Source organism: Cellulomonas alba, from assembly GCF_030362835.1.
GTDB lineage: Bacteria > Actinomycetota > Actinomycetes > Actinomycetales > Cellulomonadaceae > Cellulomonas > Cellulomonas alba.
The window spans coordinates 446,876-473,091 of the sequence record NZ_JAUCGQ010000001.1 but is presented as its reverse complement, the minus strand read 5'-3'; the positions used below and the strand labels follow the sequence as shown (position 1 = coordinate 473,091).

At 74.3% G+C, this 26,216-nt stretch carries 30 protein-coding genes, 1 tRNA gene and 1 other RNA gene; 13 read left to right on the top strand and 19 right to left on the bottom strand.

Annotation, left to right across the window (positions count from 1 at the left end; translation table 11 throughout):
- Nucleotides 1-120 precede the first annotated feature (120 nt).
- The gene (def, locus tag QRT04_RS02140) at nt 121-609 is read left to right on the top strand and encodes a peptide deformylase (RefSeq protein ID WP_289453240.1); all 489 of its coding nucleotides are present in this window, start codon (nt 121-123) and stop codon (nt 607-609) included.
- 173 nt (nt 610-782) lie between these two features.
- Nucleotides 783-1,283, top strand: a complete 501-nt coding sequence (locus QRT04_RS02135; protein WP_289453239.1) for a DUF3145 domain-containing protein — start codon at nt 783-785, stop codon at nt 1,281-1,283.
- 201 nt (nt 1,284-1,484) lie between these two features.
- Here QRT04_RS02135 and QRT04_RS02130 read toward each other — a convergent pair whose 3' ends face one another.
- From QRT04_RS02130 to QRT04_RS02110, 5 genes are all read right to left on the bottom strand, one after another.
- Complete coding sequence (locus QRT04_RS02130; protein WP_289453238.1) at nt 1,485-2,729, bottom strand: beta-ketoacyl-[acyl-carrier-protein] synthase family protein; 1,245 nt, start codon at nt 2,727-2,729, stop codon at nt 1,485-1,487.
- A gap of 88 nt (nt 2,730-2,817) precedes the next feature.
- Complete coding sequence (locus tag QRT04_RS02125; RefSeq protein WP_289453237.1) at nt 2,818-3,066, bottom strand: acyl carrier protein; 249 nt, start codon at nt 3,064-3,066, stop codon at nt 2,818-2,820.
- A gap of 79 nt (nt 3,067-3,145) precedes the next feature.
- Nucleotides 3,146-4,153 (bottom strand): beta-ketoacyl-ACP synthase III, encoded by a 1,008-nt coding sequence (locus QRT04_RS02120; RefSeq protein WP_289453236.1) that lies wholly within the window; start codon nt 4,151-4,153, stop codon nt 3,146-3,148.
- Entirely contained in the window at nt 4,150-5,130 is a 981-nt protein-coding gene (locus QRT04_RS02115; protein WP_289453235.1) for an ACP S-malonyltransferase, read from the bottom strand. The genes QRT04_RS02120 and QRT04_RS02115 overlap by 4 nt, the downstream gene beginning before the upstream one ends.
- Nucleotides 5,131-5,215: 85 nt before the next feature.
- Nucleotides 5,216-6,511: a PucR family transcriptional regulator gene (locus tag QRT04_RS02110; RefSeq protein WP_289453234.1), complete on the bottom strand. Its 1,296-nt coding sequence runs from the start codon at nt 6,509-6,511 to the stop codon at nt 5,216-5,218.
- Nucleotides 6,512-6,625: 114 nt separating this feature from the next.
- On the opposite strand from QRT04_RS02110, the gene QRT04_RS02105 reads away from it, so the two are divergent.
- A complete protein-coding gene (locus tag QRT04_RS02105) occupies nt 6,626-7,306 on the top strand; it encodes a hypothetical protein (protein WP_289453233.1) in 681 nt (226 codons plus the stop codon).
- A 120-nt stretch (nt 7,307-7,426) separates the two neighbouring features.
- Here QRT04_RS02105 and aceE read toward each other — a convergent pair whose 3' ends face one another.
- Nucleotides 7,427-10,174: a pyruvate dehydrogenase (acetyl-transferring), homodimeric type gene (gene aceE / locus QRT04_RS02100; protein WP_289453232.1), complete on the bottom strand. Its 2,748-nt coding sequence runs from the start codon at nt 10,172-10,174 to the stop codon at nt 7,427-7,429.
- Nucleotides 10,175-10,463: 289 nt separating this feature from the next.
- Between aceE and QRT04_RS02095 the strand changes: the two genes are divergently transcribed.
- From QRT04_RS02095 to QRT04_RS02065, 7 genes are all read left to right on the top strand, one after another.
- The gene (locus QRT04_RS02095; protein ID WP_289453231.1) at nt 10,464-10,883 is read left to right on the top strand and encodes a DUF3052 domain-containing protein; all 420 of its coding nucleotides are present in this window, start codon (nt 10,464-10,466) and stop codon (nt 10,881-10,883) included.
- Entirely contained in the window at nt 10,880-11,335 is a 456-nt protein-coding gene (locus QRT04_RS02090) for a peroxiredoxin (RefSeq protein WP_289453230.1), read from the top strand. The genes QRT04_RS02095 and QRT04_RS02090 overlap by 4 nt, the downstream gene beginning before the upstream one ends.
- Nucleotides 11,336-11,449: 114 nt before the next feature.
- A tRNA-Val gene (locus QRT04_RS02085) sits at nt 11,450-11,523 on the top strand.
- Between the two features lie 54 nt (nt 11,524-11,577).
- Nucleotides 11,578-12,396, top strand: coding sequence for an MOSC domain-containing protein (locus QRT04_RS02080; RefSeq protein WP_289453229.1), 819 nt, complete (start codon nt 11,578-11,580; stop codon nt 12,394-12,396).
- Nucleotides 12,397-12,565: 169 nt separating this feature from the next.
- The gene (locus tag QRT04_RS02075; protein WP_289453228.1) at nt 12,566-13,732 is read left to right on the top strand and encodes a Nif3-like dinuclear metal center hexameric protein; all 1,167 of its coding nucleotides are present in this window, start codon (nt 12,566-12,568) and stop codon (nt 13,730-13,732) included.
- 43 nt (nt 13,733-13,775) lie between these two features.
- Nucleotides 13,776-14,516, top strand: coding sequence for a zinc ribbon domain-containing protein (locus tag QRT04_RS02070; RefSeq protein WP_289453227.1), 741 nt, complete (start codon nt 13,776-13,778; stop codon nt 14,514-14,516).
- An 84-nt stretch (nt 14,517-14,600) separates the two neighbouring features.
- Nucleotides 14,601-15,365, top strand: coding sequence for a histidine phosphatase family protein (locus tag QRT04_RS02065; RefSeq protein WP_289453226.1), 765 nt, complete (start codon nt 14,601-14,603; stop codon nt 15,363-15,365).
- 27 nt (nt 15,366-15,392) lie between these two features.
- Here the strand turns inward: QRT04_RS02065 and QRT04_RS02060 are convergent, their stop codons facing one another.
- Both QRT04_RS02060 and QRT04_RS02055 read right to left on the bottom strand, forming a co-directional pair.
- Nucleotides 15,393-16,565 carry an SLC13 family permease gene (locus QRT04_RS02060; RefSeq protein WP_289453225.1) on the bottom strand — a complete coding sequence of 391 codons (1,173 nt, stop codon included), beginning with the start codon at nt 16,563-16,565 and terminating at the stop codon, nt 15,393-15,395.
- Nucleotides 16,566-16,574: 9 nt separating this feature from the next.
- Nucleotides 16,575-17,354: a YaaA family protein gene (locus tag QRT04_RS02055; RefSeq protein WP_289453224.1), complete on the bottom strand. Its 780-nt coding sequence runs from the start codon at nt 17,352-17,354 to the stop codon at nt 16,575-16,577.
- A gap of 65 nt (nt 17,355-17,419) precedes the next feature.
- Here QRT04_RS02055 and rnpB point away from each other — a divergent pair.
- Together rnpB and QRT04_RS02045 are read left to right on the top strand one after the other, a co-directional pair.
- Nucleotides 17,420-17,806: RNase P RNA component class A (gene rnpB / locus QRT04_RS02050), an RNA gene on the top strand.
- 236 nt (nt 17,807-18,042) lie between these two features.
- On the top strand, nt 18,043-18,255 hold the full coding sequence (locus tag QRT04_RS02045; RefSeq protein WP_289453223.1) for a hypothetical protein: 213 nt from the start codon (nt 18,043-18,045) through the stop codon (nt 18,253-18,255).
- Nucleotides 18,256-18,259: 4 nt separating this feature from the next.
- Here QRT04_RS02045 and QRT04_RS02040 read toward each other — a convergent pair whose 3' ends face one another.
- The 9 genes from QRT04_RS02040 to map all read right to left on the bottom strand — a co-directional run bounded on the left by QRT04_RS02040 (nt 18,260) and on the right by map (nt 24,104).
- On the bottom strand, nt 18,260-18,499 hold the full coding sequence (locus QRT04_RS02040) for a hypothetical protein (protein WP_289453222.1): 240 nt from the start codon (nt 18,497-18,499) through the stop codon (nt 18,260-18,262).
- Nucleotides 18,500-18,931: 432 nt separating this feature from the next.
- A complete protein-coding gene (locus QRT04_RS02035) occupies nt 18,932-19,246 on the bottom strand; it encodes a hypothetical protein (protein ID WP_289453221.1) in 315 nt (104 codons plus the stop codon).
- Between the two features lie 122 nt (nt 19,247-19,368).
- Nucleotides 19,369-19,656 carry a hypothetical protein gene (locus tag QRT04_RS02030; RefSeq protein WP_289453220.1) on the bottom strand — a complete coding sequence of 96 codons (288 nt, stop codon included), beginning with the start codon at nt 19,654-19,656 and terminating at the stop codon, nt 19,369-19,371.
- 95 nt (nt 19,657-19,751) lie between these two features.
- A complete protein-coding gene (locus tag QRT04_RS02025) occupies nt 19,752-20,711 on the bottom strand; it encodes a DUF817 domain-containing protein (protein WP_289453219.1) in 960 nt (319 codons plus the stop codon).
- Between the two features lie 94 nt (nt 20,712-20,805).
- Entirely contained in the window at nt 20,806-21,213 is a 408-nt protein-coding gene (locus QRT04_RS02020) for a VOC family protein (protein ID WP_289453218.1), read from the bottom strand.
- Between the two features lie 44 nt (nt 21,214-21,257).
- The gene (locus QRT04_RS02015; protein WP_289453217.1) at nt 21,258-21,575 is read right to left on the bottom strand and encodes a DUF6191 domain-containing protein; all 318 of its coding nucleotides are present in this window, start codon (nt 21,573-21,575) and stop codon (nt 21,258-21,260) included.
- 53 nt (nt 21,576-21,628) lie between these two features.
- A complete protein-coding gene (locus QRT04_RS02010) occupies nt 21,629-22,405 on the bottom strand; it encodes an MBL fold metallo-hydrolase (protein WP_289453216.1) in 777 nt (258 codons plus the stop codon).
- A gap of 50 nt (nt 22,406-22,455) precedes the next feature.
- Complete coding sequence (ppgK, locus tag QRT04_RS02005; RefSeq protein WP_289453215.1) at nt 22,456-23,238, bottom strand: polyphosphate--glucose phosphotransferase; 783 nt, start codon at nt 23,236-23,238, stop codon at nt 22,456-22,458.
- Nucleotides 23,235-24,104 carry a type I methionyl aminopeptidase gene (gene map, locus QRT04_RS02000; RefSeq protein ID WP_289453214.1) on the bottom strand — a complete coding sequence of 290 codons (870 nt, stop codon included), beginning with the start codon at nt 24,102-24,104 and terminating at the stop codon, nt 23,235-23,237. The genes ppgK and map overlap by 4 nt, the downstream gene beginning before the upstream one ends.
- Nucleotides 24,105-24,155: 51 nt before the next feature.
- On the opposite strand from map, the gene QRT04_RS01995 reads away from it, so the two are divergent.
- Entirely contained in the window at nt 24,156-24,329 is a 174-nt protein-coding gene (locus QRT04_RS01995) for an SPOR domain-containing protein (RefSeq protein WP_289453213.1), read from the top strand.
- 31 nt (nt 24,330-24,360) lie between these two features.
- Here the strand turns inward: QRT04_RS01995 and QRT04_RS01990 are convergent, their stop codons facing one another.
- Both QRT04_RS01990 and panB read right to left on the bottom strand, forming a co-directional pair.
- Nucleotides 24,361-25,374: an endonuclease/exonuclease/phosphatase family protein gene (locus QRT04_RS01990; protein WP_289453212.1), complete on the bottom strand. Its 1,014-nt coding sequence runs from the start codon at nt 25,372-25,374 to the stop codon at nt 24,361-24,363.
- Complete coding sequence (gene panB, locus QRT04_RS01985) at nt 25,371-26,177, bottom strand: 3-methyl-2-oxobutanoate hydroxymethyltransferase (protein ID WP_289453211.1); 807 nt, start codon at nt 26,175-26,177, stop codon at nt 25,371-25,373. The genes QRT04_RS01990 and panB overlap by 4 nt, the downstream gene beginning before the upstream one ends.
- Between the last annotated feature and the right edge of the window lie 39 nt (nt 26,178-26,216).

Here is a 26,216-nt window from a genome sequence, read left to right as displayed (position 1 = left end):
GACCCGCCTCGTCGGCGCGCAGGCGCGTGCCGGCGTCTGTTCGCTCACACGTCCTCGCCGACCGCGCCCGCCCGCCCTGGATCGCCACGGACCCCGTGGCGCGCATGGGAGGATCGAGCCATGGCGATGCGAGAGATCCGGACCGTCGGAGACCCCGTCCTGCGCACCCCGTGCGACCCGATCACCACCGTCGACGACCGCGTGCGGTCGCTCGTCGAGGACCTGCTCGAGACGGTCGACCACGACGGCCGCGCGGGGCTCGCGGCGAACCAGATCGGCGTGAGCCTGCGCGCGTTCTCGTGGAACATCGACGACGAGATCGGCTACGTGCTCAACCCCGTGATCGTCGAGCTTTCGCAGGACGAGTACCAGGACGGCGACGAGGGCTGCCTCTCGGTCCCGGGCCTCTGGTACCCGACGACACGTGCCTGGTACGCCCGCGTGGTCGGCACGGACCTCGACGGCAAGGAGGTCGTCGTCGAGGGCACCGAGCTCATGGCGCGGTGCCTGCAGCACGAGGTCGACCACCTCGACGGGATGCTCTACCTCGACCGCCTCGAGCGGTCGGTGCGCAAGAAGGCGATGCGCGCGGTGCGCGAGCAGCTCTAGTCCCGCCCGGCGCCGCCTGGCTCGCGCGATCCGATGTCGATCGGCGCGGACGCTTGGCGGCGTCCGCGCACGTCAGGCACACTTGTGCCAGCACGCCGCGAGCCCATGCAACGCTCCCGGGGCGCGACGAGGTCGTTGGGGAAGACGAACCTCGAGCCGCTCAGGAGGACGACATGGCAGGTGCGATCACCCGCGGTGTACTTTTCGTGCACTCTGCGCCCCGCGCGCTGTGCCCCCACGTCGAGTGGGCGGCGGGCAACGCGCTGGGGACGCGCGTGAGCCTCGACTGGACCGAGCAGCCTGCCGGCCCGGCCTTCTTCCGCGCCGAGCACTCCTGGCAGGGCGTCCCCGGCACCGGTGCGCGGCTCGCGTCGGCGCTCCGCGGCTGGGCTCACCTGCGCTACGAGGTCACCGAGGAGGCGAGCCACGGCGTCGACGGCTCGCGCTGGAGCCACACGCCCGAGCTCGGGATCTTCCACGCCCAGACGGACGTCCACGGCAACGTCGTGGTCCCGGAGGACCGCATCCGCGCTGCGCTCGAGCAGGCCGACGACCCGGCCCGGCTGCGCGCCGAGCTCGACCTCGCGCTCGGCCAGGCGTGGGACGACGAGCTCGAGCCGTTCCGCTACGCGGGCGCGGGCGCCCCCGTCCGGTGGCTGCACCGCGTCGGCTGACGCCATCGGCCCGGGGACCGCGCGTCGGCCCGCGCTGTCGTCGGCACGGCGATCGCGCGTCGGCACGACGCGAACCCACGCTCGCGTTGCGCGATCGCGGTGCCTCGGTCCGCTGACGCGGCAGCGCGCGCCGGGCCGGGCACGAGAAGGGCCGCCCCCGGAGGGGCGGCCCTTCTCGTGCGTCAGGTCAGGCGGAAGGCGTCAGGCGGACGTCACCACGAGGGCGACGTTGTGCCCGCCGAAGCCGAACGAGTTGTTCACCGCGGCGATGTCGCCGTCGGGCAGGGCACGCGGCTTGTCGCGGACCAGGTCGAGCACGAGCTCGGGGTCCGGGTTGTCGACGTTGATGGTCGGCGGCGCCTGGTGCTCGTTCACGGCGAGCACGGTGAAGATCGTCTCGAGCGCGCCGGCTCCGCCGAGCAGGTGGCCCGTCATCGACTTCGTGGCCGAGAGCGCCACGTGGTCCGCGTCGTCGCCGAGCAGGCCGCGGATCGAGCGCGCCTCGATGAGGTCGCCGACCACGGTCGACGTGGCGTGCGCGTTGACGTGCACGACGTCGCGCGGCGCGACGCCGGACTCCGCCAGCGCAGCGCGCATCGCACGGATCTGGCCGTCCCCGCTCGGCTCGGGGGACGTGATGTGGTACCCGTCCGCGGAGAGGCCGACGCCCGAGATCTTGGCGTAGACGCGAGCGCCGCGGGCGGCCGCGTGCTCGGCGCTCTCGAGCACCACGACGCCCGCTCCCTCGCCGAGCACGAAGCCGTCGCGGTCGACGTCGTACGGACGCGACGCGCCCGCGGGGTCGTCGTTCCGCAACGAGAGCGTGCGGGAGGCCGCGAACGCGGCGATCGGCATCGGGTGGATCGCAGCCTCGGTGCCGCCCGCGATCACGATGTCGGCACGGCCCGAGCGGATCATGTCGGCCGCGTAGCCGATCGCCTCGGCACCGGATGCGCAGGCGGAGACGAGCGCGTGGGCGCCGGCGCGGGCGCTGAACTCGAGCGACACGTACGCGGTCGGGGAGTTCGGCATGAGCATGGGCACCGTCATGGGCAGGACGCGGCGGGCACCCTTCGTCGTCATGGTGTCCCACGCGTCGAGGATCGTCTGGATGCCGCCGATGCCCGACGACACGACGGCGCCGAGGCGGTCGTGGTCGACCTCGGGCGAGCCGGCGTCGGCCCAGGCCTCGCGCGCCGCGATCACCGCGTACTGCGCGGAGACGTCCATGCGCTTGAGCTCGGGAGTCGTGAGGACCTCGGACGGGGCGACCTTGATGGTCGCCGCGAAAGTCAGGGGCAGGCCGAACTTCTCGACCCACTCGGGGTTGAAGAGGCGGGCACCGGACTCGCCCGCGAGGGCGGCGTCCCACGTGCTGCGCACGTCGCCGCCGAGGGGCGTGGTCGCGCCCAGTCCGGTGACGACGACGTCGGTCAGGTGGCTCATCGGTGCTCCAGGTCGGCGGTCGGGTGCGGGTGCCCGCCCGGGCGCGTGTCGTGCGACGGCGCCCGGGCGGCCAGCGGAGCCGGTCGGCTCAGGACTGCGCGCTCGCGATGAAGGAGACGGCGTCGCCGACGGTCGTGAGGTTCTTGACCTCGTCGTCGGGGATCCGCACGTCGAACTTCTCCTCGGCGAGCGTCACGATCGTCATCATCGACAGCGAGTCGATGTCGAGGTCGTCGGTGAAGGACTTCTCGGGCAGGACGGAGTCGGTCGGGAGGCCGGTCTCCTCGCTGACGATCTCGGCCAGGCCGGCCAGGATCTCCTGCTCGCTGTGCGCCATCGGGTTCTCCTTGGTGGGTGATGAACGGGTCGGTCGAACGGTACAGGGGTGATGCTTCGGGCCCGGGTCGGCCAGGTCGCTACGGCAGGACGACGACCTGCGCCGCGTAGACGAGGCCCGCGCCGAAGCCGATCTGCAGCGCGAGCGCACCGCTGGCGACCTGCCCCTCGCGGAGCAGGCGCTCGGTGGCGAGCGGGATCGAGGCCGCGGACGTGTTGCCGGTGTCGGCGATGTCGCGGCCGATCACGACGGACTCGGGCAGGCCGAGCGTCTTCACCATCTGGTCGATGATGCGCATGTTCGCCTGGTGGGGGACGAACGCGTCGATGTCGTCGGCCGTCACGCCCGCGGCGTCCAGCGCCTTCTGCGCGACCGGGGCCATCTGCCAGACCGCCCACTTGTAGACCGCGGGGCCCTCCTGGCGCAGGGTCGGCCAGCCGAGCTCCGCGTTCTCGCGCCACTGCAGCCACGAGTGCGTCTGGCGCACCTTGTCGGCCGCCGCGCCGTCGGAGCCCCAGACCGTCGGGCCGATGCCCGGCGTGTCCGACGGGCCGACGATCACCGCGCCCGCGCCGTCGCCGAGCAGGAACGAGATCGACCGGTCGGTCGGGTCGATGAAGTCGCTCATCTTCTCGGCACCGATGACCAGCACGTGGCGTGCGGTGCCGGCACGGACGAGCGCGTCGGCCTGGCCGATGCCGTAGCAGTAGCCGGCGCACGCGGCCGAGATGTCGTACGCCGCCGCGGGCGTCGCGCCGATGCGGTCGGCCACGATCGCCGCGCCCGCGGGCGTCTGGTGGAAGTAGGTGACGGTCGACAGGATCACCGCGTCGATGTCCGCGCCGCTGAGGCCGGCGTGCGCGAGCGCGGCGTTCGCCGCCTCGACCGCGAGGTCGATGACGTCCCGGTCGGCGCCGGCGCGGCGACGCGTCACGATGCCCGTGCGCTGGCGGATCCACTCGTCGGACGAGTCGATCGGGCCCGCGATGTCGTCGTTCGTCACGACGTTCTCTCCGCGGACGCCGCCGATACCGAGGATCCGCGTGTGCGCCGGTCCGGTCGCCTGCGTCAGGGTGGGGCGGGTCACGACAGGTCCTCCTGGGGGCTCGGGGTGCCGGTGCCGGCGTGGCGGCGCACGAGGTCGCGCGCGGCGTCGAGGTCGGCGGGCGACTTCAGCGCCACGGTCTCGACACCGGGCAGCGTACGCCGCGCCAGTCCGGTCAGGACGCCCCCGGGCGCCAGCTCGAGCAGGCCCGTGACGCCGAGCGCGACGAGCCGTTCCTGGCACAGGTCCCACCGCACGGGGTTGGCGACCTGCGCGACGATCAGCTCGAGGCCGCGCGCGCCGGACGCCACGACGGAGCCGTCGGAGTTCGTCAGCAGCGGGGTCAGCGGCTCGCCCGGCGTGATGCCCTCCGCGGCGCCGCGCAGCTCGTCGACGGCGGGCGCCATGTGCCGCGTGTGGAACGCCCCCGCGACCTGCAGCGGCACGACGCGGGCGCGGGCCGGGGGCTCCGCGGCGAAGGCCGCGAGGTCCTCGAGGGTGCCGGCGGCGACCACCTGGCCGCCGCCGTTGACGTTGGCTCCCACCAGGTCGTGCGTCGCGAGGGCCGCCGCCACCTCGTCGGGGTCGCCGCCGAGCACGGCGCTCATGCCGGTCGGCGTCGCGGCCGCCGCGCGCGCCATCGCGGCGCCGCGCAGCGCGACGAGACGCAGCGCCTCGTCCTCGGTCAGCACGCCGGCGATCGCGGCCGCCGCGAGCTCGCCGACCGAGTGGCCGGCGGTCGCGCCGGCGACCCGGGCGGTGGCCGGCGCGAGCGCCGCGTCGGCATCGAGCTCGAGGACGGCACGCAGCGTCGCGAGCGCGGACGCGACGAGGAGCGGCTGCGCCACGGCGGTGTCGCGGATGGTGTCGGCGTCCGACGTCGTGCCGTGCGCCACGAGGTCGAGCCCCGTGGTCTGCGCCGCGCGGGTCAGCGAGGTGGCGACGGAGGGCAGCTCGAGCCAGGGGGCGAGCATGCTGGGGGACTGGGCACCCTGACCGGGGCAGACGACGACGAGCACCCGACCAGCCTGCCGGGTGCCTCGAGCCGGACCGGGTCACGGCGAGCACGAAGCTTGCGGAGCGACCTTGTGGGGCTCCTACAACTCAGGCGTGGGCCGCGTCGTCCGGGTGACGCACCGCCTCGAGCCGGCCGAGCGCAAGCGCGGTCTGCAGGACGTACGACTCCCGGGCGTCCAGCGGGTCCCACCCCGTGACGTCCGAGACGCGGCGCAGGCGGTACCGGACGGTGTTCGGGTGGACGTACAGCGACCGGGCCGCGGCCTCGAGCGAGCGGCCGGTGCCGAGATAGGCGGACAGGGTCTCGAGCAGGGAGCCCTGGCTCGCCGCGAGCGGCGCGTAGGCCTGGGCGATGAGGGCGCGGCGCGCGGTCTGGTCGCCGACCAGCACGCGTTCGGGCAGCAGCTCGTCGGCCTGGACCGGGCGCGGCGCGTGCTCCCACGCGGGCGCCGCCTGCAGGCCGGCCAGTGCCGCCCGCGCGGACCGCGCCGCGTCCGCGAGGTCGGTCACGACGGGCCCGAGCACCACCGGGCCCGGCCCGAACCGGGGGAGCAGCGACGCCGCCGCGGCGCGGAGGTCGCCCTCGCCACCCAGGAACAGCACGAGCCGCTCGCCCTGGATCCCGACCAGCGCGTCGTCGGCGGCGCGCCGCGTGGCCCGCCGCAGGTCGGCGGCGCGCACCTCGTCGAGCGGCGACGCCGTCGTCCCGACCATGACGAGCGTCGACCCGCGCCCGCTCCAGCCGAGCGCCGCGATGCGCGAGCGCATCGAGTCGTCCGCGTCGCCCCGGACCAGCGCGTCCACGACCAGCGCCTCGAGCCGGGCGTCCCACGCGCCGCGCACCTCGGCGGCCCGCGCGTAGACCTCGGCGGCGGAGAACGCGACCTCGCGCGAGTACCGCAGCACTGCCTCGCGCAGCTCGCGCTCGTCGCCCGGTGCCGCGAGCCGGTCGCTGTGCGTCTCGACCACGTCGACGACGATGCGCACGAGCTGCAGCGTGTGCTGCAGCGAGATGGAGCGCGTCAGCTCGGGCGGCGCACCGGCGAAGATCTCGCCCACGCCGTGCGGCGGTCGCGACGGGTCGGCGAACCACGTGACGAACGCCGTGATGCCGGCCTGGGCGACGAGGCCGACCCAGGAGCGGTCCTCCGCGGGGAGCGCGCGGTACCAGTCGAGGTCCTCGTCGAGGCGCCGCATCGCAGCGGCGGCGAGAAGTCCCGCTCCGTCGCGGACGCGCCGCTGCGTCTCCGGCGTCGCGTGGCCGTCGAGCGCGAGCGCACGCGGCTCCGGTCGCCGCCGACGGGCCGGCGTCGAACCCGCGTCGGGCGTGGGCTCCGGGGTCGGCCGGGCCGGGTTCGCGGCAGAGCGGGGCGAGCTCGACATGGGCCGAGCATAGGGGCGTTGTTGTGGGAAGTCGACAAACGGGCCGGTGCTCCGCCGCGGGTCGTCGGACCGCGACGCCGGGTGCTCGCGGCCCGTTCCGGCTAGGGTCACGACATGGCACTCCTGCCTCGGCTGCGTCAGCTCATGCGACGCCCGTCGTCCGCATCGCGGGTCGGCGCGCGCCGCCCGACGACTGCTGCGCGCCGTGGCGACACGCTCCACGAGGACGCCCTGCGCTCGATGCTGAGCGACGACCCGAACAACGAGCGGGCCTTCCGTGCGCTGGCCGAGATCGTCCGTCGGCGCGCCGCCGAGATCGGCCCGGACGGCGACCCGCTGACCGCGCCAGGCGAGGACCGCGAGCGTGCCGCGGACCTTGCGGTGTGGTCGCTGGGCGAGGAGCTCGCCGGCAACCCCCGGGCCTGGTACCCGCTCATCGAGGTCGCGCGGCTCTCGGTCCGGGACGACCGGGAGGGCACGCTGCGTCGCCTGACGACGGCCGCGGAGCGCGACTCGTCGGGCCGCGCGCTGGCGGAGGGGCTCGCGCTGCTGCGGCAGGCGGGCGACCCGGTCGCGGCGCTCGGGCTCGGCGTCGGTCACTGGCACCCGCGCGAGCACGACCCGACGATCGCCCGCGAGCTGGTGCACGCCGCGATCGAGGCGGGTCGGCCGCTCGACGCGAAGCAGTTCATCGGCTCGCTCGACCTCTACCCCGACCAGGGGGCGGTCGCAGGTCTGCGTACCGAGCTCCAGCAGGCGCTCGCGCAGGCCGAGCAGCGCATCCCCGGCACCTGACGACTGCCGGCGTGGTGTGCGCGGACCGACGGCACGCGCACACCCGGACGAACGACGAGGGCCGGGCCCCGCGGACGCCTCCGCAGGACCCGGCCCTCGTCGTCCAGGCCGTGCGGCCCGTCAGGACTCGCCGCCCGCGTTGCCGGAGGTGCCCGCCGTCACGTCGTGCAGGCGGTACCGCTCGATCGCCTGCGCCGGCGCCTCGGCGGCCACGGCACCGTCGCGTGCGAGCTCCGAGAGCACGCGCACCACGACGGACGGGCCGTCGATCTTGAAGTGGCGACGTGCGGCCGCACGGGTGTCGGAGAAGCCGAACCCGTCGGCGCCGAGCGTCGCGTACCGTCCGGGCACCCAGGCCCGGATCTGGTCCTGCACCAGGTGGTCGTAGTCGCTCGTCGCGACGAACGGCCCCTCGGCACCCGCGAGCTTGGTCGTCAGGTACGCCTCGCGACGCTCCTCGCCCGGGTGCAGGTAGTTGCGCTCGTCCGCGGCGAGGCCGTCGCGCCGCAGCTCCGACCAGCTCGTCACCGACCACACCGCGGCGCGGACGCCCCAGTCCTCGGCGAGCAGCTTCTGCGCCTCGAGCGCCCAGGGCACGCCGACACCCGACGCGAGGATCTGGGCGCGCGGCCCGTCGCCCTCGGCCGGCGAGAGGAGGTGGATGCCCTTGAGGATGCCCTCGACGTCGACCCCCTCGGGCTCGGCCGGCTGGACCATCGGCTCGTTGTAGACGGTGAGGTAGTAGACGACGTCGCGGTCGCGGCCGCCGTTGTCCTGGCCGTACATGCGCTCGATGCCGTCGCGCACGATGTGGCGCAGCTCGTAGCCGTATGCCGCGTCGTAGTGCACGACGTGCGGCATCGCGCCCGCGATGAGCGGCGAGTGGCCGTCGGCGTGCTGCAGGCCCTCGCCGGTCAGCGTCGTCCGACCAGCCGTGGCGCCGATCAGGAAGCCACGGGCCATCTGGTCGCCGGCCGCCCAGAACTGGTCGCCCGTCCGCTGGAACCCGAACATCGAGTAGTAGAAGTAGAACGGGATCAGCGGCTCGCCGTGCGTCGCGTACGACGTGCCGACCGCCTGGAACGCCGAGGCCGAGCCGGCCTCGTTGATCCCGGTGTGCATGATCTGGCCGGACTCCGACTCCTTGTAGGAGAGCATGAGGTTCCGGTCCACGGCGAGGTAGTGCTGGCCGACCGTGTTGAAGATCTTGGCGCTCGGGAAGATCGAGTCCAGGCCGAACGTGCGGGCCTCGTCCGGGATGATCGGCACCAGTCGGTGTCCGATCTCCTTGTCCTTCAGCAGGTCCTTGAACAGGCGCACGAGCGCCATGGTCGAGGCGACCTCCTGGTGGCCGGAACCCTTCGCCAGGCCCTCGTACGCCTTCGGCTCCGGGAGCGTCAGCGGCTTGTACGTCGACCGGCGCTCGGGCACGAACCCGCCGAGCTGGCGGCGGCGCTCGAGCATGTACTGGATCGCCTCGTCGTCCATGCCGGGGTGGTAGTACGGCGGCAGGTACGGGTTCTCCTCGAGCTGCGCGTCCGTGAAGGGGATCTTCAGCGTGTCGCGCAGGATCTTGAGGTCGTCGCCCTTGAGCTTCTTCATCTGGTGCGTCGCGTTGCGCCCGGCGAAGCCCGAGCCCAGGCCGTAGCCCTTGATCGTGTGCGCGAGGATGACCGTCGGCTGGCCGGTGTGCTCGCGGGCCGACTTGTAGGCCGCGTAGATCTTCCGGTAGTCGTGGCCGCCGCGCTTGAGCGCCCAGATCTCGTCGTCCGTCATGTTCTCGACGAGCGCCTTCGTGCGCGGGTCGCGCCCGAAGAAGTGCTCGCGGATGAACGCGCCGTCCTCGGCCCGGTACGTCTGGTAGTCGCCGTCCGGCGTGACGTTCATCAGGTTGACGAGCGCCCGGTCCTTGTCGGCGTTGAGCAGGACGTCCCACTCGCGGCCCCAGATCACCTTGATGACGTTCCAGCCGGCGCCTCGGAACTCGGCCTCGAGCTCCTGGATGATCTTGCCGTTGCCGCGGACCGGGCCGTCGAGGCGCTGCAGGTTGCAGTTGACGACGAACGTCAGGTTGTCGAGGTTCTGCTGCGCCGCGAGGTGGATCAGGCCGCGGCTCTCGGGCTCGTCCATCTCGCCGTCGCCGAGGAACGCCCAGACGTCCTGCTGGCTCGTGTCCTTGATGCCGCGGTTGTGCAGGTACTTGTTCGTCCACGCCTGGTAGATCGCGCCGGACGGGCCGAGGCCCATCGAGACGGTCGGGAACTCCCACAGGCTGGGCGCGAGACGCGGGTGCGGGTACGACGGCAGGCCGCCGCCCGGGTGCGACAGCTCCTGGCGGAACCCGTCGAGCTGGTGCTCGCTCAGCCGGCCCTCGAGGTACGCGCGGGCGTAGACGCCGGGGGAGGCGTGGCCCTGGAAGTAGACCTGGTCGCCGCCGCCCGCGTGGTCCTTGCCGCGGAAGAAGTGGTTGAGGCCGACCTCGTACAGCGTCGCGACCGACGCGTACGAGGAGATGTGGCCGCCGACGCCGATGCCGGGCCGCTGCGCGCGCGTCACCATGACGGCCGCGTTCCAGCGGTTCCACGAGCGGTAACGGCGCTCGATGTTCTCGTCGCCGGGGAAGTACGGCTCGTCGTGCACCGCGATGGTGTTGACGTACGGCGTGTTCATCGACACCGGGATCGCGACGTTCCGCTGGCGCGCGTGGCGCAGCAGGCTCAGCAGCACGTACCGCGCGCGGGGGCCGCCCTTGTCGTCGATGAGCCCGTCGAGCGACTCGAGCCACTCGCCGGTCTCGTTCGGGTCGATGTCGGGTACCTGGCTGAGCAGGCCGCCGATGAGCGGTCCCGTCTCGTCGATCGAAGCCACCAGTGCTCCTTGCTCTCGTCCGCGCGCGGATGCCGGTGAGGCGTCGTTGCGCTTCTCGGCCGCTCCCTGCGCGGCGCGTGCGTCTGCGCTCCGGCGGGTGGCGGGTAACGCCCCATTCTCGGTCCGACCGGCCCCGAAAGTCACACGAAGCGGCCGCCTGGTTCCTGTGACGTCCGTTGCACCGTGCAGCGCTCTTGCCAGGGCCGAGGCGCATGCGGTGGGCTACCGTGTGCCGCATCGGCAGGCGCCCGGACGTGGGCGAGAGCACGACGAGAGGATCGGTCGGGACGTGTCATCCACCACGGACGACGCCGCGCAGGCGGCCGCGCGTCTGGGTTTCACCGCAGGGCAGGTGGTCCAGGAGCTCGGCTACGACGACGACGTGGACGAGGAGCTCCGTACCGGGCTCGAGGCCGTCACCGGCAACGACCTGGTCGACGAGGACTACGACGACGTGACGGACGGCGCCATCATCTGGTTCCGCGAGGACGACGGCGACCTGACCGACGCGCTCGTCGACGCGATGACGGTGCTGGACGACAGCGGCCCGATCTGGGTGCTCACTCCGAAGGCCGGCCGGCCGGGCCACGTGTCGCACAGCGACATCGAGGAGGCCGCGACGACCTCGGGCCTGCACGCGATGAGCACGATGTCGATCGCGCCGGACTGGTCCGCGACGCGGCTCGGGACGCGCGGACGCGGCAAGTGAGCCCCGTCGCGGGCGACGTCGCCCCCGACTTCACGCTCCCCGACACGCACGGCACACCCGTGGCGCTCTCCGCGCTGCGCGGCGCCCCCGTGTGCGTGGTGTTCGTGCCGTTCGCGTTCTCGGGCACGTGCACGGGCGAGCTGTGCGAGCTGCGGGACAACCTTGCGGCGTTCGACACGGCGGGCGTCCGCCTGCTCGTCGTCTCGTGCGACCCGATGTTCTCCCTGCGTGCGTGGGCCGAGGCAGAGGGCTACCAGTTCGACCTGCTCTCGGACTTCTGGCCGCACGGTGCCGCGGCGCAGGCCTACGGCGTGTTCGACGCGGTCCGGGGCCGCGCGAACCGCGGGTCATTCCTGATCGACGCCGACGGCGTCGTGCGGTGGGCCGTCGTGAACGAGGCGGGGCAGGCGCGGCCGATCGCCGCGTACCGCGAGGCGCTCGCCGCGTTGTAGCGGCCGCGCCGGTGGGCTCGCGGCCCGTCCCGGGCACCCGCGTGGGCCGTTCCGACGGCCGACGGGCCGGTAGGCTGAGCCGCCGTTCGCGGGGCCGCACGCCTCCGCGACGAGGGGCCTGTAGCTCAGCTGGTCAGAGCGCCGCGCTTACACCGCGGAGGTCGCCGGTTCGAAACCGGCCGGGCCCACACCGTGCGCGTCGGCGCGGTCGCGCACGGTGCCCGCGCGGCTAACCTCTCCCGGTGCGCATCGCCTCGCTCCACGTGTACCCCGTGAAGTCGCTCCGCGGCATGGACGTCGGCGCCGCCGACGTCGAGCGGCAGGGCCTGCGCGGCGACCGGCGCTGGATGGTGATCGAGCACGACGGGTCGAACCTCACGGCGCGCAAGCACCCGCCCATGCTCGGCGTCCGCGCCGTGGCCGACGGCGCCGCCGGGCTGCGGCTGAGCGCCGCCGGGCTGCCCGACCTGCACGTCGAGGCCCCGGGCACGGACGTCGAGCGCATCGAGGTCGGCCTGTCGCGGGTCGGCACCGCGACTCCCGCGGGTGAGGCTGCGGACGCCTGGCTCACGCGGGCGCTGGACCGGCCGGCGCGGCTCGTCTGGCTGGACGACCCGACGCGGCGGTCCGTCGCCCCCGAGCACGGTGGCCGTCCCGGCGACACGCTCAGCTTCGCCGACGACGGCCCGCTGCTCGTCACGACGACCGCGTCGATGGAGCGCCTGAACGCCTGGATCCGCGAGGCCCATCCCGAGCACGCCACGCTGCCGATGGAGCGGTTCCGGCCGAACCTCGTCGTCGACGGGGCGGACGAGCCGTTCGCCGAGGACGCCTGGCGCTCGATGCGCGTCGGCGACGTCGAGCTGCGGTTCGCCGAGCAGTGCGACCGGTGCGTGATGACGACCATCGACCTCGAGACGCTCCGCACCGGCAAGGAGCCGATCCGGACGCTCGCGCGGCACCGGCGGTGGGACGGCAAGACCTGGTTCGGCGTGCGCATGGTGCCGGTGACGACCGGGCGGGTCGCCGTCGGCGACGCGGTGGAGGTCGCGGACGCCTGACGCGGGCGCCGTGCGCCGGCACGTGACGCCGGCACGCGGCCGGGACGCGCGGAACCGGCCCATTCCGCCGAGCCGCGCGCCTCGAGGAGCGCGCCTGGCGCCGAGTGTGCGTTCGTCACCGGCGGCGGGATCCGGCACAGGGCCCGCGCGCTGCCGGTAGGTTCGCGGCGTGAGTGGAGCGCGGCTGGCCGACGTCGTGGGATGGCTCGAGCGGCGGTACCCGCCGGCGACCGCCGAGCAGTGGGACGCGGTCGGTCTGGTCGTCGGCGAACCCGCCGACGCCGTGCGGCGCGTGCTGTTCGCCGTCGACCCCGTGGCCGAGGTTGCCGACGAGGCGCTCGAGTGGGGCGCCGACCTCGTCGTCACGCACCACCCGCTGCTGCTGCGTCCGGTGCACTCGATGGCGGCGACGACGTTCAAGGGCGCTCTGCTGCACCGGCTGGTCCGCGGCGGGGTCGGTCTCTACGCGGCGCACACGAACGCAGACGCGGCAACCGGCGGGGTGGCCGACGCACTCGCTGACGTGCTCGGGCTGGTGGACACCGAGCCGCTCGTCCCGGTCCCGGCGGAGCCGCTCGACAAGCACGTGGTGTTCGTCCCGGTGGACGCGTCCGAGGTGCTCGTCGACGCGCTGGCTGCGGCCGGTGCTGGGGCGATCGGCGCGTACACGCGCTGCGCGTGGGTGACGACGGGTGAGGGGACGTTCACGCCCGGCCCGGGCGCTCGGCCCGCGATCGGCAGCGTCGGCCAGACGGAGCGGCTCGACGAGGCGCGCGTCGAGATGGTGGCACCGCGCCGGCTGCGGGGTGCGGTGGTCGCCGCGATGCGCGCGGCGCACCCGTACGAGGAGCCGTCGTTCGACGTGCTGGAGCTCGCGTCCTGGCCCGGCGCGACCGGGACCGGACGGGTCGGTCGGCTCGCGGAGCCCGAGCCGCTCACCGCGTTCGCGCGGCGGGTGGCCGAGGCGCTGCCGGCGACGCCGCAGGGCATCCGGTACGCGGGCGACCCCGGGGGCCTCGTCACGCGCGTGGCCGTGGTCGGCGGCAGCGGGGACTCATTGTTCGACGCGGTCCGCGCGGCCGCGGTCGACGCCTACGTGACCTCGGACCTCCGCCATCACCCTGCCTTGGAGCAGCGCGAGCGCGCGGCGCACGAGGCCGGCGGACGGCCGTACCTCGTCGACACCGCGCACTTCGCGTCCGAGTGGCCGTGGCTCGCTCGCGCGGCGCGGACGCTCGAGGCCGACGCCGCCGCCGCAGGCCTTACGGTGGAGACCCGCGTGAGCACCCGGCGTACCGATCCGTGGACCGGGCACGTCCCGTCCCCGCAGGCCTGACGCCGGACCTCGGCACCCGCTCGTCCCACCCGGAAGGACCCTCGTGGCCACTGCCCCCGCTGCCGACCAGCGCCGCCTGCTCGACGTGCAGGAGCTCGACACCCGGCTCGACCAGCTCGCCCACAAGCGCCGCACGCTGCCGGAGCTGGCGCGCATCGCGGAGCTCGAGGGCCAGGTCGGCGACCTGCACACCGCGCTCGTCACGTCGCGAACCGCCGTCGAGGACCTGCGCCGCGAGGTCGCGAAGGCCGAGGCCGACGTCGAGCAGGTGCGGTCGCGCGCCGCGCGCGACCAGGCCCGCATCGACTCCGGCCAGGGCACGGCGAAGGACCTGCAGGCGCTGACGAGCGAGCTCGAGTCGCTCGCGCGCCGCCAGGGCGACCTCGAGGAGGTCGAGCTCGAGGTGATGGAGCGGCTCGAGGCGCATGAGAAGGCGCTCGCCGACGTCAGCTCGGCGCACGAGCAGCTCGTCGGGCAGCGCACCGTGGTCGAGGGGGAGCGCGACACCGCGGTCGCGACGATCGACGCGGAGGCCGAGCAGGTGCGCGCGCAGCGCGCCAAAGCGGTCGACGGGCTCGACGCGGGACTGGTCGCCCTCTACGAGCGCCTGCGCGGTCAGCTCGGCGGCCAGGGCGCGGCACGCCTGCGCGGCAACCGCTGCGAAGGCTGCCGGCTCGAGCTCAACCCGCTCGACCTCGACACGATCCGCGCGGCGTCCGCCGACCAGGTCGTGCGCTGCGAGGAGTGCGGCCGGATCCTCGTCCGCGGAGCCGACGAGGCCTGACGGACCCTGGCGGGAGAGGTGGGCGCCGACCGTCGGCGTCGCTCCCCGGTGGCGCCCGGCCGGCCCGGTCGCGAGACTGCCGGGGTGAGCGAGCAGGAGGACGTCTCGGGCGCGGTCGGTCCCGCCGGCGCGGCACTGCCGGAGCCCGGGACGGGTCGAGCGCCCCGCCCGTCGGGCGCGGGCGTGCGGTTCGACGAGGACCTGCCAGTGACGGTCGTGCTCGTCCGGCACGGCCAGACGAGCATGACCGTCGCGCGCGGGTACTCCGGCTCCGGCGAGCCGGGACCGTCGCTCGACGAGGTCGGCCGGCGGCAGGCTCGGGCCGCCGCGGCGCTCGTCGAACGGGTCGGTCGTGACCTGTGGGGCGACATCGAGTTCCCGAGCGAGGTGGTCGCGTCGCCGATGGTGCGGACGCAGGAGACCGCGGGGATCATCGCCGATCGGCTCGGTCTCGGCGTGCGCGTGGACGCCACGTTCCAGGAGGCGGACTTCGGCGAGTGGCAGGGCCTGACGGCCGAGGAGATCGAGGCGCGGTGGCCGGGGCAGCTCGCGCCGTGGCACACCAAGGCCGACGTGCGGCCGCCGGGCGGCGAGTCGATCGCCGACGTCGGCGTGCGGCTGCGGCGCGGGTTCGACGAGCTGCTCGCCGGCGGCGGCGGGCGCACGGTCGTCGTGGTCAGCCACGCGGTCGCGATCCGCGCGGCGCTCGGGGTGGCGATGGGCGCGCAGCCGTCGTCGTGGAGCCAGCTGCGGGTCGCGCCGGCGTCGGTGAGCATCGTGCGGCTGTTCAGCGACAAGCGGCACGAGATCGCGGTCGCGGGGGCACCGAGCGAGGGCTGGGGGCCCTAGCCGCGGCGGGTGCGGTGGTGCGGCCCGTCAGTGCACGACGACCAGCGCCGCGACCGCCCCCACCACGACGACCGGGGCGACGAGCAACCCCTGGAGCACGATCGTCCGCGCGCGCACGTCGAGCAGCACCTGCCGGCAGCGCTGCCACCAGAGGATCGTCGCCAGCGAGCCCCAGGGGGTCACGAGCGGTCCCACGCCCGTGCCGATCAGCAGCGCCGCCAGCCGCAGCGGGTCGGTGCCCGCCGCGGGCTCGAGCGCGAGGAACGCCGGCAGGTTGTTGACGCCGTTCGCGGCGAGCGCCCCGACCGCCGCCAGCCGCAGCAGCTCGGGGAACCCGTCGCCCTGACCCGCGGCGCGGGCCAGCACCGTGCCGAGGCCGTGGGCGTGCGCCGTCTCGACGACCGTGAACAGCGCGGCGACGACGAGGATCGTGCGCCACGGCACGAGGTCGCGGGCCGGCACGGGCAGCGGTCGCCGGCGCGCGAGCGTGACGAGGAGCAGCACGGCAGCCGCCGCGGCTCCGACCGGCGCGGGCGGAGCGCCGGCGGCGAACGCGACGGCGATGGCGGCCGTGACGCCCGCCGTGACCCGGAGCAGCACCGCGTCGGCCGGCCGCCGGGCCGGGTGCGTCTCGAACCGCCCGGCCAGCGCGTGCCGGTCGCGGACGCCGAGCAGGACCACCGTCAGGACGATGGCGGCGAGGGCGGGCGCCCACATCAGGCCGACGAACCCGATGTCCTGCTGCTGGAACGTGTGGTCCGCGAGCAGGTTCGTCAGGTTCGACACCGGCAGCACGAGCGACGCGGTGTTCGCGAGCGCCAGCACCGCGAGCGCCGGCACCAGCGGCGGCGTCTTGCTCCGGCGGGCCAGCGAGATGACGACGGGCGTCAGCAGCACCGCGGCCGTGTCGAGCGACAGGACCGCGGTGCTCAGCGTCGCCAGCACGACCACGAGGACCCACAGGGCCCATCGGCGGCCGTGCGCGACGCGCGCCGCGAGCGACGCGGCGGCGTCGAACAGCCCGGCGCCCGCGCAGAGCTCGGCGACGACGGTCAACGCCGCGACGAACACGAGCACCGGTACCGTGCGGTTAGCGAGCTCGCGGGCGTCGTCAGCCGGCAGCGCGCCGGTGACCAGGACGACGGCGATGACGACGCACGCGAGGGCCCACCACGGGAACCGACGACGCCGGGCGGCCACGGCGACGCGTCAGGCCACGACGAGGGTCAGGGTGCGGGCACCGCGGGAGACGGCCGGCCCGAGCTCGACGTCGACGAGCTCCGGGCCGACCAGCTCGCGGGCGGCGCGGGCCAGCTCGTCCGCGGTTCGCGGCAGTCGGGCGCGGCGCGTGAGCAGGTGCCGGGTCAGCACGCCGCGCGTGTGCTTCGCGTGGTGCGACACCACCTGGCGGACTCCGTCGGTGTCGCGCTCGACGCGGACGGTCACCCACGCGGTCCCGCGCGGCGGGTGCCACGCGGCGAGGTACGCGGCCGAGCGTGCGTCGACCACGAGGTCGCCCTGCGCGCGCGGGTCGAGCTCCGCGGCGAGCGCGTCACGCCACGCCGCCGCGAGGGGGCCGACCCCCGGCAGGTCGGTGCCCATCGAAAGCCGGTAGGCCGGGATCGCGTCACCGGGTGCGACGACGCCCCACAACCCCGAGACGACCCGCACCGACTCGTGCGCACGCCGCCGCTGCGCCGCCGTCAGGCGATCGAGGCCCGCCGCCGCGTACAGGACGCCGGTGTAGACGCGGGCGGCCGGAGCCGTGGGTGCGGTGGACAGCTGCACGTTGCGTGCGACCTCGGCCTCGAGGCTGGCCCCGACGCCCAGCACCGTCGCCGCGTCGGACCGCGCGCTGACCTCCGCGAGCGCGTCGAGCACCTTGCGGCGCAGCGGGGTCAGACCGGGGGAGGAGAGCCCGTCGAGGTCGACGGCCGCCCCGCGGCGCGGCGCGGTCTTGCCCTCGGACGGCGGCAGGAGCAGCAGCACGCCCCGACCCTAAGGCGTCGAGCGCCGCGCGACCGCCGCGACGGCCCTAGACTCGGCGACGCGGATGAGTCAGTCAGGCGGTCGCGTCGGGCCTTCGGGCCTGCCGAGGAACGTCCGGGCTCCGCAGGGCAGGGTGGTGGGTAACACCCACCCGGGGTGACCCGCGGGACAGTGCCACAGAGAACAGACCGCCGCGTCGTCCGGTTCGCCGGAGGGCGCGGTAAGGGTGAAACGGTGGTGCAAGAGACCACCAGCGCACCGGGCGACCGGTGCGGCTAGGTAAACCCCACCCGGAGCAAGGCCAGACAGGGAGCGTTCGAGGGCTGCCCGCCCGAGCTCCCGGGTAGGCCGCTGGAGGCGTGCGGCAACGTACGTCGTAGAGGGATGGCCGCCACCCGCGCTGGGGCAACCCGGCGCGGGGACAGAACCCGGCGTATCGACTGACTCATCCGCCCTTCGGGCTCTGACCTGCGGAAACGCTAGACGCCGACGCTGCTAGTCCGCAGAGAGTCCGCAGGATTCGCGCCGAGAACGCTCTCGACGGCTTCTCTCGTGCGGTCGTGAGAGTCCGGCCAGAGGTGCGCGTACGTGTCGAGCGTCTCGGTGGCAGACGCGTGCCCGAGACGCTCCTGCACCGTCTTGACGGACTCGCGTGGGCGCCGGTCACAGAGCGCGCGGAGGTCCGGTCGTGGCTGAGGCTCAGCGCGACATCGAGAACAGCAAGACCGTGCGGGACTTCGTCACAGCGCTCGCCTGCACGATGAGCGTCTGCACCTGTCCCGAGCTTGGCGTGCTGCTCCACACCGACGGGCACGGCAGCATCCTGGATTCCGAGTGGGGTCACCTGCCCGACTGCCCCGTGTTCGCGAACCCGGACGACGCGCCGCCGGTCCAGGCGTGACGACCTATTCGCTCGCCAGCCCCCGACGACGCATGCGGTCCTCGATCACGAACCGCGCGATCAGGCTCGGGACGAACGTGAAGACCAGCGGGTGGAAGCCCATGCCCTGCGACCACGTGAAGAGCAAGGCGGCCACCGGCGGCACAGCCCACGCCGCGCGCTCGACCCACGAGATCTCGCCTCGAAGCGCCGGCGCGACGGTGCACGCAGCGACAACGACGCACAGAACGACAATGCCGGCCATCGCGCTTCCTCTCGGGGTCGGCTCACGCGAGCGCGCCGCCGGTGGCGGAAACGTACAGCACGCCCACGTCAGGCGGTCGTCGCGTGATCCTTCGTAGCCTCACGGCATGGACGAGCGCGCGTCGTGCGTATGTGCGCTACTGCCCCGGCTGCGGCCGAACCCGTGTCCGGCTCGCGTGGGTCAACGAAGGATCCGATGGTGTGCCCGACTACGCGCGGAGCAGACCGCAGTGCACCGACTTCACGTGCCCGTACAGCAACCCGGACCACTGGTCTGCTGCGGACTCGCCGCTCGTGACTCCCCGGCGCTGACGTGGAGCCCCCAAGCGCACGTCGTCGCAGGTCAGCGGCATGATGCCCGCAACCCGGCGTATCGACTGACTCATCCGCCCTTAGGGCCCTGACCTGCGGACACGCCGCTAGGTCGTTCCGCTCACCTGCGCCGGGGACGGCCGCGGGATCCCCACATGGGGTTGGCCAGCCACGCGGCGATGCCGCCCAGCGAGTCCCCGAGGTCGTCGCCGGCGGGATAGACGGTGACGCCGTTGTCCGTGTCGACGAGCCAGTAGGTCGACGACACACCGGCCGGTATCCCACGTCCGTCGCGCTTCGCCAGCCTCAGGCCGCGGCGGCTCGCGCTGGTCCGGACCGACTGCTCGCTCGCGCTCCACGGGAGCGCGTCTTCACGAGCTGCCTGGCGAACCGCCGCGGCGCGGGCCGACGTCGAGCCGTGGAAGTCCGACGTCATGGTGGTTCCCTCCGGGACGCCCTGCCGCGCTGCTGCACAACGCGCTCGTCAGAGTAGGCCGCTCCGGCACGGGCGGCCACGGTTCGAGCTCCCAGACCCGGGCGCAGACGAGCCTGAGACCCCTACCGCCGCCGCACGTCCTGCGACGCGAGCCACACCCACTTGATCTGCTCGCGCCTTGCGTCGACGAGCTCGACCTGCACGTCCCGGCCGGCGTAGAGGTGGGCGGTCGTGTCGATCAGCTCGAGCCCGTCGTGCTCCCAGACGATCCACGCGGTGACGCGGATCGGCGGCCAGATGGTCTGCTGCGACTCGCGCGGCGGGATCGGGCGCTCGTTGCGGACCTTCTGCCACTGCGGCCGCGTCTGGTCCCAGCTCGGGGCGTTGCCCCTCCAGTCGACGCCGCTCATGTCGAACAAGTGTACGAGCGACGACCGTGCCGGGTCGCCACCCGCCGTGTGATGTCAGCCGGATGGCCGCGTGCGCCCCTCGGTTCGGGGGCGCCTCAGGCGTCGGCCGCCGCGGCGCGGCTCGTCGCCGGCGCCGGCGCAGGCGCCGTCGCGGGCTCTGCGGTCGCCCCGGCGAGAGGTCGAGGCGGATAGACCCAGGTGACGAGCGCCACCGAGATCAGCATCAGCAGGAACCACGAGCCGACCTTGCCGATGCCCACCGGGTGCCACGCGACGACCTGGCTCGGGTACGCCCACGCGCCGAACCGGGTCGCGACGTTCTCGGCGGCCCAGATCGCGCACGCCACCAGGCCGAAGGCGACGACCACCGGCATCCGATGACGCCCGCGGTGCACGCGGTAGTGCATGGTGCAGCGGCCGAACACCACCACGACGGCGGCGACGAGCCACCACCGCACATCGGCGACCCAGCGGTGCGTGAAGAAGTTGGCGTACGCCGCAGCCGCGACCACCGCGGCGAGAGACCGGCGCGGGTACCCGTCGAAGCGCAGGTCGAAGATCCGGAACACGCGGACCAGGTAGGAGCCGACGGCGGCATACATGAAGCCGGAGAAGAGGGGGACGGCGCCGATCCGCAGCACGCCGTCCGTCGCGTACGACCAGGAGCCGGCGTCGGTCTTGAACAGCTCCATGGCCGTGCCGACGACGTGGAACACGAGCACGACGCGCAGCTCGCGCAGCGTCTCGAGCCGGGACGCGAGCATCGCCACCTGGAGGCCGACCGCGACGAGCGTCAGCGCGTCGTTGCGCGCGAGCGGCGGGGAGTCGGGGTACGCGACGTGCGCCAGCGCGATCGCCGCCAGCATCGCGCCGCCGAACACCGCGGCCCAGCCCTGCTTGAGGACGAAGACGACGAGTTCGACGAGCGCACGTGCGACGCGGCCCGCGCCCACGCGCGCGAGCCGGCGGTTCGCCCAGGCGTCGATGCGCGCCTCGACGACGGTGAGCTCGGAGCGCGGGTGGCGAGGGGGCGTCGGCAGCGCAGCGTCGGGCACGTGACCAGCAAACACGCCGGGCGGGGCCGACCACGGCCGTGGGGCGTGGAGGCCGCGGACGGGGTTCGTGAACGTCCCCGCCGCGGCGACGACGTCAGCCCGGCGGCTGGGCGGCGAGCGCGGCGGCCAGCTGCGACGGCGTCGAGCGCAGCAGGCAGAACTCGTTGCCCTCCGGGTCCGCGAGCACCTGCCACGTCACGTCGCCCTGGCCGATGTCCACCTGCGTCGCGCCGAGCTCGAGCAACCGCGCCAGCTCGGTCGCCTGGTCGGAACCGTCCGGGGGGCGCAGGTCGGCGTGCAGCCGGTTCTTCACGCTCTTGACGTCGGGCACGCGCAGGAACAGCCAGCCGGTCGCGGCCCTGTCGGGCGGCGCGATGGCCACCTCGTCGTCGTCCTCGTCCGGGTCCCAGACGTGATCCCAGCCCAGGGCCTCGGCCCACCAGCGGGCCTGGGCGTGCGGGTCGGCGCAGTCGATCGAGAGGTGCGAGACGACGGGGGCCATGCCGGGCACGCTACGGCCGGCCACCGACACGCGCGCGTCGGCACTCAGGCGTCCGGCGGCGGGACGGTACGCGTCGGCCGGTCGAGGCGGACCACACCCGAGTCGAGGTCGAACGGCGGCGCGTCGTCGCCGGACTGCCGGATGTCCAGCTTCTGCCGCTCCTGCTCGGCCACGAGGTTCGCGTGCCCCGGCTGGAACACGTCGAGGATCCCGTCGAACATGCCGGACGCCGCCGAGCCGGACGGCACGCGGACCGGCCGCGGCCGTCGCCGGTCGAACCACCCGCGCGCGACGGCGCGGTCGAGGCCGAGCAGCAGCAGCGCCACGCCCACGACGATCGCGACGACGACGGGCCATCCCATGCCCCCATCGTCGCACCCACCGCCGGCGCGACCGCGAGCCGCCGGGCGGCTCGTCACACCCGCAGCGCGGTCCGCTGCCGGGCGTGCTCGGCCGCGACCCACGGCGTCTCGAGCCGCGCGTCGTCCGGCTCGCGGCTCGCCGCGAGATCGCGCAGGTACGTGAGGTCGGCCGCGACGCGCGCGGCGACGTCTCGTCCGTGGGCCACCGAGCCGTGGCCCGGCACGACGACGCCCGCCCCGAGCGCGCGCAGCCGGTCGAGCGTCACGCCGTACGTGCTGAGCGCGTCCGGCGCGGCGGTGTCGAGGAGCGGGACCTCGGTGTCCGAGAGCAGGTCGCCGGCCAGGAGCACGCGGAGCTCGGGCAGCCACACCGACGTGTGCTCCGGCGCATGGCCGGGGGTCCGGAGCAAGCGGGTCCGCGGGCCGTGCCACGCGAGCTCGACGCCGCCGTCCGGCGCGACCGCGCCGGGGCAGGGGAGCGGCGGCTCCGCCAGGACCGCCGGCCGGCCGCCCGCCACGGCCGCGAGGTGAGCGTCCGCGTCGCGCTCGGCCTCGAGCGCTCTCGGCCACGAGCCTGGTGCGAAGGCGTCCGCCGACGCCGCCCCGACCCGGTCGTCGCTCGGGCCCCGCCATGCGGGCAAGCCGACCCAGGCCGGGGTCGTCAGCACGTGGTCCCAGTGCGCGTGCGTCACGACGCGGCCGACAGGACGGAGGGCACGCGCGTCGAGCTCGGCGGCCAGTGCGACCAGCTCGTCCGCGGTCACGCCCGGGTCCACGAGCAGGCACGCGCCCGCCCGGCCGACCAGCACGGTCGACGTCGTCGCGTACACCGCGCTCGTCGCGACGAGGACGCCGGGAGCGACCTCGTCGAGCGCGCGTGTCAGCGGTCGGCCTCCGCCGCGAGCGCCGCGGCGCCGACGATGCCCGCCGCGTTCCGCAGCTCCGCCGGGATGATCCTGGTCCGCAGGTCGAGCAGCGGCAGGAACTTCTCGTGGTGCTTGCTCACACCGCCGCCGACCACGAACAGGTCGGGCCAGAACAGGTTCTCGACCACCGAGAAGTACCGCTGCAGGCGCTCGGCCCACTGCGCCCAGTCGAGGTCCTCGCGGTCGCGCGCGCTGTCGGCCGCCCGCGACTCCGCGTCGAAGCCGTCGATCTCGAGGTGACCGAGCTCGGTGTTCGGCACGAGGTGGCCGTCGACGATCAGGGCCGAGCCGATGCCGGTGCCGAGCGTCACGACCATCACGACGCCCTCGACACCCTTCGCGGCGCCGTACCTCACCTCGGCGTAGCCGGCGGCGTCCGCGTCGTTGACGGCCAGCACCTTGCGGCCCGTCGTCTCGCGGACCGCCTTCGAGACGTCCGTGCCGATCCACGTCTTGTCGACGTTCGCGGCCGACTGTGCGACGCCGTGCAGGATCACCGCCGGGAACGTGACGCCGATCGGCACGTCCTTGTCCAGCTGGAACGACTCGACGACGGCCGCCACCGTCTTCGACACCGCGTCGGGCGTCGACGGCTCGGGCGTGGGGATGCGCAGCCGGTCAGCGGCGAACTCGCCCGCCTTGAGGTCGACCGGCGCGCCCTTGATGCCGCTGCCGCCGATGTCGATGCCGAACGCGAGGTGGTGGTGCTTCTTCTTGTCCTTCTTGTCGTCGCTCATGGCAGCGTCAGGACCTCCGCTCCGGTGTCGGTGACCAGCAGGGTGTGCTCGAACTGCGCGCTGCGGCGGCCGTCCGCGGTGAGGACGGTCCAGTCGTCGTCCCACATGACCCAGTCGGGCGTGCCGAGGTTGAGCATCGGCTCGATGGTGAAGACCATGCCGGGCTCGATGAGCCTGTCGTACGCCGGGGCGGCGTCGTAGTGGGGGATGACGAGGCCCGTGTGGAACGCGGGTCCGACGCCGTGGCCGGTGTAGTCGCGGACGACGCCGTACCCGAACCGTGCCGCGTACTTCTCGATGACGCGGCCGATCACGTTGATCTCCCGGCCCGGCTGCACCACCTTGATCGCGCGGTTCAGCGCCTCCTGCGTGCGCTCGACGAGCAGCCGCGACTCCTCGTCGACGTCGCCGGCGAGGAACGTCGCGTTGGTGTCGCCGTGCACGCCGCCGATGTACGCCGTGATGTCGAGGTTCACGATGTCGCCGTCCTCGATCACCGTCGAGTCGGGGATGCCGTGGCAGATCACCTCGTTGACGGAGGTGCACAGCGACTTGGGGAAGCCGCGGTAGCCGAGCGTCGACGGGTACGCGCCGTGGTCGACCAGGAACTGGTGGCCGATGGCGTCGAGCTGGTCGGTCGTGACGCCGGGCTGCACGTGCCTGCCCACCTCGGCGGTCGCCTGCGCGGCGATCCGGGCCGCGACGCGGATCCGCTCGACGGTCTCGGCGTCGAACGCGTCGGGCCCGCGCCACGGCTCGGGGCCGGGCTTGCCGACGTACTCCGGCCGCGCGATCGAGGCGGGGACAGGGCGGCGGGGGGAGACGGTGCCCGGGACGAGGGCGGAGCGCGCGTGCACGGGCGACATACCTGGCAGTCTACGAAGAGAACGCATCCGCGACCCGCGAAGGAGCAGGCCATGGCAGGCGAGTACTGGTTCAACACCGAGACCCACGAGGTCGAGGAGGGCCGTCAGAGCGACGCGTCGAAGCTCATGGGTCCGTACCCGACGCGCGAGGAGGCGGCGCACGCGATCGAGAAGGCGAAGGCGCGCGCCAAGGCCTGGGAGGCGGAGGAGGAGGCCGAGCGCTGACGGCGGCGTCCGCCGAGCCGCCGGGACCGCGTCAGCGCCGCACGAGGTGGGCGACCACCGGCCGGTGGTCGCTGCCGCCCGTCCGCGCCAGCACGGCGAACGACTCGACCCACCAGGCGCGCCCGTCGACGAGGACGTGGTCGATGGGCGCGGCGAGCCAGGTCGGCGCGCTCGCGGGCCAGCTCCCGGAGGAGGCGCGCCCGACGGCGGCCGCGGCGTCGACGCACGGGCCCAGGTCGCGCAGCCCGGGGTGGTCGAGCGTCGCGTTGAAGTCGCCCGCGACGACGGCGCCGGGCTGAGCCGCGCAGGTCTGCGCGAGCGCGCGCGTGTCGGCGCGCCACGCGGCCATCTGGCTGCGCGCGGTCGGCGACGTGGTGTGACCGGCCACGAGCACACCGCCCTCCGCCGCCACCTGCACCCCGCCGACCGGCAGCGAGACCGTCGTCGGCGGGCCGGGCGCGAGCGCGGCGGACACGAGCATCGTCGTGCCCTGGATCCACGGGACCGTGCTCGCGCCGGACTCGACGACCATCGGCCGCCCGGCCTCGCCGAGCAGGGCGGCGGTGCGCGCGGTCGTCGACCGGGACGTCTCGGGCAGCGCCACGACGTCGGCCCGCTGCTGCTCCACCAGGCGAGCCAGCGTCGGCGCGTCGACGACGTCGGCGGTGTTGAACGCCAGCACGACGAGCCCGTCGCCCGATGCGGCGCCGCCCGGCTGCTGCCCCACGGTGCGCCCGGCGAGCACGGCGGCCTGGGCGAGCCCGCCCAGCACGAGCACGAGCCCCAGCGGGAGGACGCGGCGGCGGAGCCACGGCACCCCGAGCACGACGCCGGCCGCCAGGAGCGCACCGAGGCCGACGAGCGCCCGGAACGAGACGAGCTGCGCGACGGGCGCGACGCCCGCGGCCAGCGGCACGGCGAGCACGAGCAGCGCGGCACCGGCGAGCGCGGCGAGCACCACGCCGGCGGCGCGCCACGCCGGGTGCGCGGGCGCGCGCCGGACGGGCGCGGACGGCGTGACGTCCCGCTCGCGCTCGAGGGTCACTGCTGGAAGCTGTGGTCCGCGTCCGGGAACGAGCCCGCCCTCACCTCGTCGACGTACGCGCTCGCGGCCGAGCGGAGGGCCGCGCCTACCTCGCCGAACCGCTTGGCGAACCGCGGCGACCAGTCGCCCATGCCCGCCATGTCGACCCAGACCAGCACCTGGCCGTCGCACTCCGCGCCCGCGCCGATGCCGATGGTCGGGACCGCGACGAGCTCGGTGATCCGCGCGGCGATGGGTGCGGGGATCATCTCGAGCACGATCGCGACGGCGCCGGCCTCGGCGATCGCCATCGCGTCCTCGGACAGCCGCTCCGCCGCGGCGTCGCCGCGGCCCTGGACCCGCGGGCCGCCGAGCAGGTGCTCGGACTGCGGGGTGTAGCCGAGGTGGCCGACCACGGGGATGCCGGCGTCCGTGAGCGCGCGCACCTGCGCGGCGACCCGCCGGCCGCCCTCGAACTTCACGGCCGCCGCGCCCGTCTCCTTCATCACGCGCACGGCCGTCGCGAGCGCCTGCGCCGGACCGGCCTCGTACGAGCCGAACGGCAGGTCCACGACGACGAGCGCGCGCTGCGCCCCCCGCACCACGGCGCGCGCGGGCGGGATCAGCTCGTCGACCGTCACCGGCAGCGTCGTCTCGTGGCCGAGCATCGTGTTGCCGATCGAGTCGCCGACCAGCAGCAGGTCGACGCCCGCCTCGTCGAAGATCCGCGCCGTCACCGCGTCGTACGCCGTGAGCATCGTCAGCTTCTCGCCACGCTCCTTCGCCTCGCGCAGGTGGTGGACGCGCACGCGCTTGGTCGTCATCGGGTGTGCTCCTTCAGGGCTGTCGGGTCGGGGGAGGCG

Bases quoted from the DNA above. Each gene is read 5' to 3' on its own strand.
- QRT04_RS01995 (WP_289453213.1), top strand. From the start codon at position 24,156: ATGGCAGGCGAGTACTGGTTCAACACCGAGACCCACGAGGTCGAGGAG.
- QRT04_RS02035 (WP_289453221.1), bottom strand. From the start codon at position 19,246: ATGACGTCGGACTTCCACGGCTCGACGTCGGCCCGCGCCGCGGCGGTT.
- ppgK (WP_289453215.1), bottom strand. From the start codon at position 23,238: ATGAGCGACGACAAGAAGGACAAGAAGAAGCACCACCACCTCGCGTTC.
- QRT04_RS02020 (WP_289453218.1), bottom strand. From the start codon at position 21,213: ATGGCCCCCGTCGTCTCGCACCTCTCGATCGACTGCGCCGACCCGCAC.
- QRT04_RS02110 (WP_289453234.1), bottom strand. From the start codon at position 6,511: ATGTCGAGCTCGCCCCGCTCTGCCGCGAACCCGGCCCGGCCGACCCCG.
- QRT04_RS02135 (WP_289453239.1), top strand. From the start codon at position 783: ATGGCAGGTGCGATCACCCGCGGTGTACTTTTCGTGCACTCTGCGCCC.
- QRT04_RS02125 (WP_289453237.1), bottom strand. From the start codon at position 3,066: ATGGCGCACAGCGAGCAGGAGATCCTGGCCGGCCTGGCCGAGATCGTC.
- QRT04_RS02030 (WP_289453220.1), bottom strand. From the start codon at position 19,656: ATGAGCGGCGTCGACTGGAGGGGCAACGCCCCGAGCTGGGACCAGACG.
- QRT04_RS02040 (WP_289453222.1), bottom strand. From the start codon at position 18,499: ATGGCCGGCATTGTCGTTCTGTGCGTCGTTGTCGCTGCGTGCACCGTC.
- QRT04_RS02015 (WP_289453217.1), bottom strand. From the start codon at position 21,575: ATGGGATGGCCCGTCGTCGTCGCGATCGTCGTGGGCGTGGCGCTGCTG.
- QRT04_RS02105 (WP_289453233.1), top strand. From the start codon at position 6,626: ATGGCACTCCTGCCTCGGCTGCGTCAGCTCATGCGACGCCCGTCGTCC.
- def (WP_289453240.1), top strand. From the start codon at position 121: ATGGCGATGCGAGAGATCCGGACCGTCGGAGACCCCGTCCTGCGCACC.
- panB (WP_289453211.1), bottom strand. From the start codon at position 26,177: ATGACGACCAAGCGCGTGCGCGTCCACCACCTGCGCGAGGCGAAGGAG.
- QRT04_RS02130 (WP_289453238.1), bottom strand. From the start codon at position 2,729: ATGAGCCACCTGACCGACGTCGTCGTCACCGGACTGGGCGCGACCACG.
- map (WP_289453214.1), bottom strand. From the start codon at position 24,104: ATGTCGCCCGTGCACGCGCGCTCCGCCCTCGTCCCGGGCACCGTCTCC.